Annotated in this window: 9 protein-coding genes; all 9 read right to left on the reverse strand. The window is 44.7% G+C overall.

Features of this window, described 5'->3' with window-relative positions:
• Positions 1-68: 68 nt before the first annotated feature.
• The 9 genes from MTX11_RS13725 to MTX11_RS13765 are packed head-to-tail and all read right to left on the reverse strand — an operon-like array spanning position 69 to position 12,083.
• Positions 69-302, reverse strand: coding sequence for a hypothetical protein (locus MTX11_RS13725; RefSeq protein WP_010117797.1), 234 nt, complete (start codon positions 300-302; stop codon positions 69-71).
• A complete protein-coding gene (locus tag MTX11_RS13730) occupies positions 295-2,382 on the reverse strand; it encodes a hypothetical protein (RefSeq protein WP_243475366.1) in 2,088 nt (695 codons plus the stop codon). The genes MTX11_RS13725 and MTX11_RS13730 overlap by 8 nt, the downstream gene beginning before the upstream one ends.
• A gap of 17 nt (positions 2,383-2,399) precedes the next feature.
• Entirely contained in the window at positions 2,400-2,786 is a 387-nt protein-coding gene (locus MTX11_RS13735; RefSeq protein ID WP_243475367.1) for a hypothetical protein, read from the reverse strand.
• Complete coding sequence (locus MTX11_RS13740) at positions 2,783-3,049, reverse strand: hypothetical protein (protein WP_243475368.1); 267 nt, start codon at positions 3,047-3,049, stop codon at positions 2,783-2,785. The genes MTX11_RS13735 and MTX11_RS13740 overlap by 4 nt, the downstream gene beginning before the upstream one ends.
• Complete coding sequence (locus MTX11_RS13745; RefSeq protein ID WP_243475369.1) at positions 3,050-4,294, reverse strand: hypothetical protein; 1,245 nt, start codon at positions 4,292-4,294, stop codon at positions 3,050-3,052.
• A 55-nt stretch (positions 4,295-4,349) separates the two neighbouring features.
• The gene (locus MTX11_RS13750; RefSeq protein ID WP_243475370.1) at positions 4,350-5,963 is read right to left on the reverse strand and encodes a hypothetical protein; all 1,614 of its coding nucleotides are present in this window, start codon (positions 5,961-5,963) and stop codon (positions 4,350-4,352) included.
• 9 nt (positions 5,964-5,972) lie between these two features.
• The gene (locus MTX11_RS13755; RefSeq protein WP_243475371.1) at positions 5,973-7,934 is read right to left on the reverse strand and encodes a hypothetical protein; all 1,962 of its coding nucleotides are present in this window, start codon (positions 7,932-7,934) and stop codon (positions 5,973-5,975) included.
• Entirely contained in the window at positions 7,924-8,343 is a 420-nt protein-coding gene (locus MTX11_RS13760) for a hypothetical protein (protein WP_243475372.1), read from the reverse strand. Before MTX11_RS13760 ends, MTX11_RS13755 begins: the two co-directional genes overlap by 11 nt.
• Positions 8,340-12,083, reverse strand: a complete 3,744-nt coding sequence (locus tag MTX11_RS13765; RefSeq protein ID WP_243475373.1) for a tape measure protein — start codon at positions 12,081-12,083, stop codon at positions 8,340-8,342. Before MTX11_RS13765 ends, MTX11_RS13760 begins: the two co-directional genes overlap by 4 nt.
• Positions 12,084-12,236 lie beyond the last annotated feature (153 nt).

Raw genomic sequence — 12,236 nt, forward strand, 5'->3', positions numbered from 1 at the left:
TTAGCCATACATCCCCCTAAATTCTGGTAATAAAAAAGCACCCGAAGGTGCTGTTATTTTGTTGATCGTTAAACTTCTACTTGTGAATGCTGCCCTGTTGGTGCTGGCCGCAAAATGATTTGGTTTGCAATAAATACCCGGGCACCTAAATTGTAGGCTGTACCAGAAGTACAAAGTACAGGACCAGAGCCTCCATCTATCTGCACCCGATACTCTGGATGCTTTACTGAAGTGATGGTACCGATGTATTCAGCATGAGTCGGATTAAGCAGCTTCCGCAATTCAAATAAGGGATTATTCACGGCTGATACGCTCCACTGTAATGGTTTCATTGACCTTTTCATGCGAAAAGCTACCTGATACCGAATCAATCACACCCCACCACTGGCCATTAAAGGCAATCGTTTTTCCGGGCAGCATCTCGCCAATTTCCTGACTGACTGAAATATCAGAAAAGGTGTGCAACTCCTGAATGTTGGCTTTCACCAGTTCATTTTTGCCATAGCTGGCACCCGATACCACATTAAATAATGGCCCCGTGACTGTTTCTAGCGGCACATCACCCGAGGTACCACGTTGCTGTACCTTCAGGCTTTCGCCACTTCGACTATTCACTATGGTAATGGCATTAAAGTCAGCAATGTATTCATCGTTCTTCTTGATGTTCTGCTGCATCACTAGGCTTTCAGATAACAGAATATCGTAGTCATCTACGGTCATCGTATCCCAGTAGCCTTTCTGGTACCGGGGTAAAATAGTCAGTGTGTTGCCTGCCTTCTGGCTATAGATAAAGCCACCGCCTGCATCAACCACCTGCTTGATTGCATCAATTGGTGCCAGTTCAGCATAGCTCAAACTCTCAACCGATACGATCCAGCCCAATTCATCAATCAGTTTCCAGTCCAAAGTAGTATTGGATTGAGCTCGATCCAGTTCAGCCTGAACCAGTTGTACAGAGGTTCGCTCGTTATCCTGGATAAATGAGCGTGTTGGTCCATATTTGGCAGAATTTAGAGCTGTGACACTTCGACCTGGATAAGTGTAAAGAACACTGGCAAAACGTCGGGTTTCTTCTGGATCTTCCAGCAAAATATGATGCTCAAAACCATTGATCATGACTTTCAGGATCACCGGATGCCCATTGATGGGTTGCAGCTTTTCTTTTTCCGTATGAGCCACAGTAATTGAGTAGGTCCAGCACCACTGTGATCGGCTGGTACTGTAAGTGCCATCCATGACTTTGATTTTCTCGCCGGTATCCAGTCGTTCGGCTGTTAATGTGTTCACGATATACCACCAGTTTCTGTTCGGCAGTGCTGCAATACAGTCATCTGCACCAAAATTTAAAACAACATTGTGTGAATCAACGTCATGACAGAGACAGATAAAGTTTAAATCTGTACTACCCTGATATGGCTGAGGTTCAGGCTTTGGCCAAGGCACAACCGGATGCTTGCGATAATGAATCGCTTTGGCTTTATCCCAGGGCAAATCTGACTTGGTGACAATCTCAAGGCCTTTATCCCACTCAAATGAAAAACGGTGCTCAAAGACCTGAGCTACTTCATGCGAATAAGTAAACGTCTTGCGCCGGCGGATCATCTCCTGCCAGACTGTTTCTCGGTTATGACGCAGCTTGACGGTTTCTTCATGCACATATCGCTGATGAATAAAGCGTTTATCACCCTCTTCCCAAATCACATATGCATCTGAACTTAAACCGGTTGCTTGCTCATGTATCGATCTAACCGCGCGATTCAATGACCCTGCTTGCTCATATTGAATATTTTTCTGATTGGAAATTACCAAACCCTGGTCATAAAAAAGAGCCTCATTTGAGACTCTTAATATAGGCTTGGCCCATGGTATTTCTGTGGTGCTCAAGGCTGCGATGGCTTTCTTATATCGCATATCAAAGCCATAAGACACGCCCACCAGATGATTGATATCGAATAGTGCTTTAACTTCGAATGAAAACCCAGTATCTAAAACCGTATCAATCGTGCACAGGTTTTCACTAAATACCGCTTCGATTTCAAAGTTAAAACTAGTGTCTAAGACTGTATCAATGTGCCCAATGACATCGGTTTTCTCTTTAAAGACTGCGACAACATCAAAGCTGAACTCAATATCAATTACCGTGTCTATAACTGCAGTGTTTGCACCACTATCTGCATAGACTGCTGTGACTTCAAGTGAAAACTCAGTATCAAGTACTGTATCGATTACAGCAGAAACATCATCACCGAAATTGAGATTGGTCGATCCGTCGGCTAGATGCTCAAAATTCAGAATGATGTTATGGCTATCAGTATTATCAGGCTTAAAGTTTAGGTTTAGGTTATGCGCATCAACGGTGCCGAGCTTATTTTTAAAATCCACATGAGCACCCTTTTAAATTAAGGTCTGAGTTTTATTGATTGGATAGACAAGGTACCACCCACAACCAGATTGGTATTCGCTAAAGATATATCTGTGCCAACAGTAAGATCGGCAGCGACCCCGCCAGCACCGTTGTAGATTCGCGCCCAAGTTGCGGTACCAGTTTTAATAACCGTTGCTGTGTCGGTTGGATGAAGCTCTACATAACTGGCTGTGACTTCTTTAATACATGGCTCTGGAAAATTCAGTGTTACCAAAGCATTATTCGAATCTGCTGCAACCGCAGGGCTGGCAGGCTGCACACCCTCATAAAAAATAACGGTAGCACTTTGGCTACCGCTATCCATAAAATTTGCAAAGGCTTGAATCATGGCAAGCTGAGCATTGACTGATGTTTTACTCATTTTGGCACCACGTTATCTTGGATGACTGCGTTAAACTGACGCTTTGGGTCGATAGATGTAATTGTATAAGCATTAATTAAAGGAATATTTACTTGATAATGACCATCAGCGTCGCTTTTAGTCGTAGCTATTAACATGCCATTATTTCGATTATAAATATTGACTTGTCTTGCTACCGGAATACCTAGCTCATATATGCGCCCAGCTATGGCTGTCCATTTCTGAGCATGTATAGATAAATTAATGGGGGTTAATATATCCATTTATCTTTGCTCCAGTGTATAGCCATGTTTAATAAGAAGTATTGCTTCATTCATTGAGTAGCGTGTAACGTACTTGCCGATATTTGAAACCCCTTCCACATTAGACGAATTAGCAGTGCTCTTAATGAAAGGTAGATATCCAATATAATTATCGCCAACTGTTAGCATGAAGGGGACAAAAAACACATTACTAGATGCGGATACGGAGGCGTTTTTATTGTTGCCCTGCCCTAGATAAATAGACTGACCTGCAAGTTCGTAATTTGCGCTTCCTGTCGCATCAAACCAAATAGCTGCATTTAAATTTAAGCCGCCATACGCAGCCACAGTGTGACCACCTAACCTTATTCCGGATCTAGCGTGTGCAACGATACTATCTCTCTGCTTTGTCTTTATCTGAAGTCCAGCAGCTAACAAAGCTAGATTTTTAGTATTATTTCTGGCATCTAAAAATTCAAGATATCCGTATGTTAGGAAAAGACCTGTGTTACTGACTGTAACATCCAAAGAGAAACCACTCCCATCCCCCACCACTAAAAAACTGGAATTTATAATAGTGGATACCGATACATCATCGTTACTGCTACTAGCTGGACCTCCGTGATCTGCAGTACGATAATACCACTTTGCCCACCCATGATACTCCCCATCCCACTCCCAATTACTATTTGGTTTTGCGGGGTTGTATGGCATTTGCACACCAGTAATATTGTTAATATCAGTCATACCTGACACCACGCCTACCTTTGCAAATTTTGCTCCAGCCGCCGCCGCCCCGGGCGAACAAAAATCATGTACAAGCAAAATTAAGCCAAGTGACTCAGGATCTGTAGAGCGATAAGCACGTTTTGGAGTTGTGGATTCTGTTGGGGTTTGATGAGCAATTTCAAAATCAAGCGGTGCAGTAAAGCAGGTCGCTGTGCCATTTAATGCAGATGAGTGCGAATCTGTACATTCAATAGTAATTGTGTTTGTGCAAGCACTTAAAACCCTATAATCACCATCCCAGCCATTTGTTGAGCCGGTGATACGTACCACTTGGCGATCAATAAAACCATGACCACTGCCCAAGTGGATAGTTGCGGTAATAGCAGTAGGTGTTGACTTGCTTATGCTTATCACTGGCACATGATTAAAACCATTAACCAAGACCGCATCGAGTAAATTGATCATTGAACCCCAAGCATTAGATAGCTGAGGGATGCCCTTCATGGTATTTTGATAGTGCTTTACTAAACCTGCCATCTTTTTTACCTATAAAAAAAAAGACCACACAAAGCGGTCATATTTAAATTAATGTTTACAGCACGCGGTCAATGTCGCCACGTAGCATGATCTGGAACTGGTCTGATATCACAGCTGGTTCAGATTGCTTCACGGTTCGAATCACCCAAACAGGAAAGTTTGCAGCCACTGTATTAAATCGCAGGACGTTGCCATTTGCCCACCCCGAACCCCAACCTTCTTTCTTGATAATGAAGTATGGAACACCAGTGACTGGGTTGATCGGCGCATAATCCGCATTGATGTTACCGATACCAATCTGGCCAGAGTATTCACCAATGCAGCGGAATGATTGTGCATCAGTAAAGATCAATGCCCAACGCTCCTGAATCGCACCTTTATTTGTCACTTGGAGTGGATATAGCGAGTCATTGTAGTTGGCTAAAATGCTTGAGCTTGGCTCGTCTGCCCAGGCATTACTCCACGAACCTTGCACAAACTTTCGGGTGTAACGCGCCTGCATATCCCCAATGACTAAAGCAGAACCGACGATGGTATCTACTGCATCATAGTTATGGGTTAAAGGCTTGGTAAAAGTCAGCTGACCATTGATTTGCACATCACGGATCAAGCCCATGTCTTGATAGCGGTATTTGATTGTCAGTGGTGCAACCAGATTACCCAGTACGAAGTCACCGCCCAATGTCACTCGGCCATAATCATAATCAATACTGTAGAAATCAAAAGGTACTTTCGTTCCGTTAGCATCTCCCAGTTCAGCCCATGAAATACGCTGATCGTTCAGGTCATATGTGGTCCCTGCAATTGCACTTGTTAATTCCTGTGTCTTGCTTGAGCTAACAATGCCAATACCACCAACGCGGAATATCGGCACCCGGCCATCGATCGGCAAACGTGTAGCAGACAGACCTAGAATTTCAGAGTCTAGTGGGATATAGGTATAAGCTACTGCGTTATAACGCACCGATGAAGCATCCACCCAGACCGGCATATTGATATAGGTGTCTGCTCCTTCTTGGTATTCAAGCAATGGGTCATACCAGTCATTCGCCTCAATAGCTGTACGATTGGCTTCGGTGATTTTGGTTTTAGTATAGAAATTAATCACGACAAAACCATTATCCCAATTCACCTGACCATGCGCTTGACTAGTTTCGATCAAGCCATTTTCATCAGCAGTCAAAGTTAGCTGTCCATGCTCAATCGTACCCACCACCACGGTTAAGGATTGGGGCCTGATCGGCATAATTGGGGTTCTGAAACTAATTTTATTAACTGGCAATAGGTCTGTTGTGGTGGTTAAGGATTCAAGTGCAATCGTGTTGTCTGCATTCGATGTCCAGGAATCAATTTCAACAATCCCTGTGCCGTACTGGATTATGCCGGATTGAATCCCGCTGTTATTCGCCGGATTCACATTGCGATACAGTAAGCCAGTACGATCCAGAAAAGTATCGGCGCCAACTTTAAAGCGCGCTGAACCTGTCAAAATCTGCTCATCAAAACCGGAGGATAAATCCAGATTGAGCTTGTTGGCCGTCACTGTATGGGTTGCCGAATTGGAACCTGATGTATCGCGGTATTTCACTTGAACATCAACAGCATTAAGGGCTTTTAATTCAACCTGCTGACCTTGAATGTCTGACGTTTGTGGAGAATAAAAAGACATATTTCCTCGCTAGGCAGCCGCATAGGTAGCCATAGGTGTAAAGGTTTGCACAAATCTGCTCGCTGTACTTTTTGGTGTGACTTCAACTGCGCCAGTGGCATAGATAATGGTGCCTTGCACTTGACCACGGCTATTCACTAAATTCCCCATGGTGGCATTCACCGGCACATCCGTCAGGGTTACAGACCCTGAAATCCCCTCACTGCTTTGAAGTGGAATTTTTAGCTCAACACTATTTGGCTGAATTGCTGGTCCGGTACCAATGGTAAAGGTCAGCTTTTGATTTACAGGAGTAACATCCATCTTGGTCTGCTCAAGTGAAGTGCCGTAGTTATAGATCACTGAAAAGACTGTGCCTTTCTGTGGCAACTTGTTTGGAATGATCTTGCCGGTACCCGTGGCATAGTTGATTTCACCCGTCGCATCACCAGTAAACTTGCCTTGAGCATTGGAAGTCGCTGTTTTGGACTCACCCTCAAGCAACCAGTTGATGGTGATACCTGGCAATACACCCGGTCTACCTAAATTAAAATCAAATGCAGCTTTTTCAACACTTAAATTAGATCGCACAAAAGTGATAATCGGTGTGCCCCAGTTCAGCAGGATCGGCGTATCTACATCCGGCAAAGCACCCGTGGTGAGCAGCCATGAGCCAGTTTCATAATTGATCATGCCCGAACCAAAAGATGGACTGGCGGCCTTTAACTGGCCTGAACCATCATCTTTAAGCTCATAGAACTTGCCCTGCGACATATAAGAAATCGACAAAGCTCCCGGTGCTGGAATCGGGATTAAAACTCCAGTCCAGTTGGTGCTTTGGTTATTTTGAGTCACCGGAATGGCGTGACTCTGGTAATACTGATTCGGTGCAGCTGCTGGTTTAAACGTAATATTCAAACTTACGGTTCCAGCCGGTGCTGCCGCAGTCCACTGAATCAAACCACGCTGATAATCAATCGTGCCGACCTGAGTGCCCTGAGTATTTTTAAGCAAGCCACCCTGATCGGTGATCTGCTGGCCTTGTAATGTGAATGACACACTGGATGGAATCACTGCTGAACCGATATACAGGTTCTGGCTCACACCAATCACCATATTCGGATAATTGACCGTGATGGTACCTTCATTACCCGCTACCAGGACTACGCTTTCACCAGCCGCATTCACATCAATGATTGGTGTTTCAGTCTGAGCTGATGGAATGAGCTGGGCAAAGATGCTTTTGGCATTTACGGTAAATTCACCAACATTGGCATCAGAAGCCAGTGCTGTAGATGAGTAATACAGACCGGTATCAGCAACAATGGTGTCGCGGATAATAGTTTTAGATTTCTCACCGTTGTACCACTGGCGTGCTGATAAACCGACAAAATCAACTTCCAGAGCATCATTTAGAGAGTAAGTGGCAACCTTGTATTCCACGTTTTTGCCATCCACCACCATGACTGCGGTACGAGTTTCAACCTTGGTGATTCGTACGTACTGCTCACGTTCTAATACCTTGCCTTCATCACTGATCAGGACAATCGTATCCCCAACGGATGATTCAGTTTCTTGCGGAAACATGGCCACCTGCAGCGATGACATACCTTTCCAGTGGGTATCCAGTCGTGTACCTGCGATCTGGCCGCCTTTTGCTAGGTAGTTTTCCACCCGGTTCTGTGCCGACTGGCGCTCATCCGTCCAGTTCTTGGTGCTAAATAGCAGTGCCGATACGTTTGGATCTGCGGGCAGTTCAGATACAAATACTGTGGCGCCCATCAATAGGTCAGTGTCTTCGGTTGTGACTGCCGGAAAGACCTTGCGCATGGACACATCGCCCATGGTGCGATCCATTTCCGACACATCATTGAATAGGTTATTACTGATACCATCCTGGACCACAACACCAGAATATTTACCACCGCCATCCGTGTTATCAGTCAAGCGTTCAGACTTGTAGATCACTAAATCCTTGGTTTCAATCGCCATCGTTTAGCTCCGTAAAGCGTAAGGTCACATTAAAATAATCATCCAGCGAAACGGCTGGAATTCCTTTTACCGGTGCAGCCTCTAAAGCCCCATCCTGGTGGTTAAATTTGACGGTGAATTGCCGGTTGTCATGCGGTTGTTCAAACTGCAGTCTGAAATTTTCATCTTGCAGTTTTGACCACTCCAAAACAGTCCGTAGTTCACGTAGCTTGACCCAGCCCATTTGCGGATCTGCCGGTTGTAAAGTAATTGGTCGACCCGACTTCTTTTTGCCTTCCTGAATATGCAAAGTGCCATCCATGGCATAGGCCTGATTTTGCTCAATGGCCTTCCATGAAAATTCATCAGGCCATAAAAAACCGTCCTCTAATGGGACGGTTTCGGATGTTGCTAAGCGAATTAGTTTCATGTTGATTTCGCTATACCTTTTAATTGATTTACCAGACTGGTCATCACATCCTTTTGGCTTGCATCGCCTGTAAGGGATAGGGTTTGACCTCCAAATTGAATGTTGTAATTCACACTATCACCACCCTTACCATAGTCTTTAGTTGATGGTACGGAAGGAATAGACGGCGCATAGTCATTTAGGTTACTAGATCCGATTGATCTACCATTCTTGCCAACATACTGCTCCAGTCGTTCAATCTGCTCCATAACATACATGGCATTACCAAGAGCCTTCTGGTTGTCATAGGCAGTGGTCCCATACTTTCTCTTCACCCACTCATTGGAAGCAGATTTGTAATAACCACCCGCCACTGGTTCGGCATCTTGGAAGAGCTCTTTGGCTTTTTGCTTGGTATCACCTTCATAACCAATATCCTTAAGCCTCTGTTCAATTTCTTCAACAGAAAGCCCGTGTTTAGCGGTTGTTCCGGTTTTGGATGCCTTCATCTTGCCCTGAGAAGCCATAGCTGCTTCCGTTGCTTTGCGAGCTTCTTCCCATGCTTCAGTAGTATCGTTACCTGCTCTAACGCCTCTACGACCTAGATCATCAAAGCTATCACCTGCATTACCTGTGGCATTGCGAACACGGTGTAAGCTTTCTTCCACAGCGTTATTGGCTTTCACTGAAACTTGGCCAGTTTCACTTACCTGGATCGATAAACCTAGTGAGGCAGCTTTGGCATTTGCTGCAGCAATACTTTGAGCATCACCCGAGGCATACGCCAGCTGAATTGTCTTTTCATAAGCCTTTTGAAGATCCGCTTGAGTAGCCTGGCCGCTCTGGCGTACTGTTTCAAAATCAGCCAATGCCATTTGAGCTGACAATCGAAGTTGCTCTTTTGTTTTAATGCCAAGCCGCTCGAAAGCCCTTCCTGTTTCATCCAAGACATCAGGTAGTTCAGAGGTGGCTCTCTTTATTGCAACAATACCCAATTCAACCTGCTTGGTTGAGAACACACCCTGCGCTTCAAACTCACGCATTTTGGCATTTGCCGCATCAATCTCAGCTTGACTTTTCGCCTTACTAAGCCACTCCTCCCATGCTTGGTAAAGAACATCACCAGCCTGTTTACCGGTATACCCTGCCTCACCTAACTTAGTCTTAAGTCCATCCAGTTCATTTCCAGAACCAGAAAAAGACTTAGAAACCTTGTTTAGTGAAACATCCAGATCCACACCAAACAACTTGGCAGCGGCAGAGGCTCTTGAATATGCCGTTTCAGCCACTTGGCCAGATCCGGTATTAGCCTTATTTAATTCAGCAATTCGTAAATCACGGTTATTGGCCAACTCTGCTTCTTTAGCATTGATGGCATTAATTGAGGATTGGGCAGATGCTAAGGCGTTTAAATCACCAGACTTTTTGGCTTGTTCAATCTGCTGTTCCAGAATTGCACGTTCAGCTGCAGCCTGTTTCTGATAAGCCAGATACTCTTCATCGGCTTTTTTAACATTCTCCTTGGCCAGCTTTAAGGCTTCTTCCTTTTTAGCAGCACTTTCAGCAGCCTGTTCTGCACTCTGACTCGCCTGAACACTAACCTTTCCCGCCTCATCGATGGTAACGATATAGCCCTTGGTTAATAGATCGGCCTGCATCACGCCATCCATGACACCGCCATTGGCTTTGATAGCAGCCTCGGCATAATCTTGAGCAGAAGCCAGCATATCCTTATCTAATGCGGCCTTATTGGCTGCATGCTCCTTCTCGCGGCCTTCCAGCTCATTAGATTTTTGGATAATTGCATCAATGGTCGACTGGTTGCCATCCTTGCGAGCCTGATTTAATTGTGTATCAATGGCAGCACGTTCACCTGCCAAATCTTTAGACTTTTGGGTAAATTCTTGATTCTGCTTTGCTAGTTCTGCAAAGGTGGCATTGTTGCTCTGCAGGGATTCTTGGTTTTTCTGATCTTGGGTCTTTCCAATGTCTTCAATAGCAGCAATACCTGCAGATTTAAAGCCCATTGCACCAGCAGTTGCACGGTCATAATAATCCTGTGCTTTCTTGGCCATTGCATCCATATCTGCAATAGCCTGATCCTTGGCATCGTCCCATTTGAAATTGGCTTTAAACCCTATCCATGCAGCACCAACATCATAAAACACGCCAGCAAGCAGGTTGGCAACTATACTAATTGCTTCAAAACCATCACCAATGAATCCAAATACTACATTGAGAGCCTGCAGGGCTTTGGTGAAGCCATTAGTCTTATCTGTTGCTGTGTCTACACCGCTTTCAAAATTAAATATTGCTCCAAGCAATGTATCAAGTTGATCTACGGCGATTCCAATTCCATTACCTAAAGAGCTTGCCATCGACTGAATAGTCTCGTAGGCAGTACTTAATGCCTCTTTAAGTGCCTCAATTGTGGCTGGATCAATCTTCTTAAGCTGATCCCCTACCCAGATAAAGCCTTCGCCAATATCTTCAAGTATGGTTTCCACTACGTCCATATTGTCAGCAAGAGTAACCAGCCATTGCGCTACTGTTGCCGATGCACCGTTTGCTTGGTCCATGGTGCCAATCAGAATCTGCCATTGTGTAGCGATTCGCTGTAAGGCATTGCCAATAGTGGTTGGGAACTTAGCATAATCGGCTTCAATTGCAGCAGATTGACTTTGTAGGGCCTTAATGACCTTCTCGGCTGACAGTTCGCCGTTCTCGGCCATCTTACGCAGCTCACTGGTAGTCACACCCAAAGACTGAGCTAAGGCCTTAGAGATGCCCGGAGCCTGCTCCATGATGGAATTAAATTCGTCCCCCCTTAGGACGCCACTTTGGAGGCTCTGCGTGAGTTGAATGATTGCTGCATCAGCTGCAGCTGCTGATCCGCCGCCAGTCTGAATGGCCATGTTAATGGTTTTGACCAGATCAAGACTTTGCTGTTGGGTCATCCCCATCTGCTTACCGGTATCATTCACTTTTGTGAATAGACCTGCAGTAGCATCAAGGCTTGAATTAGTCATCAATGCGACTTGGTGCACACCAGCCATGGCTTGCTGAAAATTACCACCATCACTGGTTGCAATGTTGATTCGAGCTGAAAGGTTGGTATAGGAATCCGCGGCCTCTGCTAACTCACGAAGGCCTAAGCCAATACCAATACCACCCATAACCCCAATAAGGGCGGTAAATCCGGTTTTTAGTACCCCTATTCCCTTCTGCGCCGTCTGGGCTGCTGTATCTGTTTCTTTTAGACTTGTATTTGCCTTACCTACTTCTGCCTGAAATCCGCTAAAAGCCTGATCTGCTTGCTGAACTTCTTTTTCAAGTTGATCAACCTGGACTTGTGCTTTTTCAATATCTGCAGGTGAAGCTTTAGTTTTTGAAAACGCCTCAAGGTTTTGCTTAGCCTGAGCCAAATCACTCTTAAGTTGACCTAGGGCTTTTTCGGTCTTATTGCCAAAATCAGTAAAATTGCCTGCTGTAGATTTTGCGTTGTCACCAGCATCTTTGATAATGCCTGTAGCAGCATTTAGGGACTGGGTAAGCTTGTCTGCTAACTCACTGGTGCCTTTAGGAATAATATTTCCCATTTCTTTAGAGGTATCAGTTGTTGCCTGTCTTAACCGTTCTGATTCTTGCTTTATTGCATTAAATACAGATTTAGCTGCGTCTTCCGACTGCTTAATGTTGCCAACAAAACCTTTAGTGTCGGCATCCATGATTAATTTGAATGTTAAGTTTTTACCAGACATGCTGACCTCTAAATTTTAGGCAATAAAAAACCCGCTCAAGGCGGGTTTTAGTGATACAAGTAGGGTCTGTTGACATTTACTGTTCATAATTAACCCTATAAAGGTAGCCATAAAAATATACAGGCTAAAGCAACAGAACTTTGATAATTTCTT

Origin of the sequence: Acinetobacter lwoffii, assembly GCF_022809915.1 — a bacterium.
GTDB lineage: Bacteria > Pseudomonadota > Gammaproteobacteria > Pseudomonadales > Moraxellaceae > Acinetobacter > Acinetobacter lwoffii_M.

What these genes read in the sequence shown, in the direction of transcription:
- MTX11_RS13735 (WP_243475367.1), bottom strand. Translation starts at nt 2,786, where the DNA reads ATGAGTAAAACATCAGTCAATGCTCAGCTTGCCATGATTCAAGCCTTT.
- MTX11_RS13740 (WP_243475368.1), bottom strand. Translation starts at nt 3,049, where the DNA reads ATGGATATATTAACCCCCATTAATTTATCTATACATGCTCAGAAATGG.
- MTX11_RS13745 (WP_243475369.1), bottom strand. Translation starts at nt 4,294, where the DNA reads ATGGCAGGTTTAGTAAAGCACTATCAAAATACCATGAAGGGCATCCCT.
- MTX11_RS13750 (WP_243475370.1), bottom strand. Translation starts at nt 5,963, where the DNA reads ATGTCTTTTTATTCTCCACAAACGTCAGACATTCAAGGTCAGCAGGTT.
- MTX11_RS13755 (WP_243475371.1), bottom strand. Translation starts at nt 7,934, where the DNA reads ATGGCGATTGAAACCAAGGATTTAGTGATCTACAAGTCTGAACGCTTG.
- MTX11_RS13760 (WP_243475372.1), bottom strand. Translation starts at nt 8,343, where the DNA reads ATGAAACTAATTCGCTTAGCAACATCCGAAACCGTCCCATTAGAGGAC.
- MTX11_RS13765 (WP_243475373.1), bottom strand. Translation starts at nt 12,083, where the DNA reads ATGTCTGGTAAAAACTTAACATTCAAATTAATCATGGATGCCGACACT.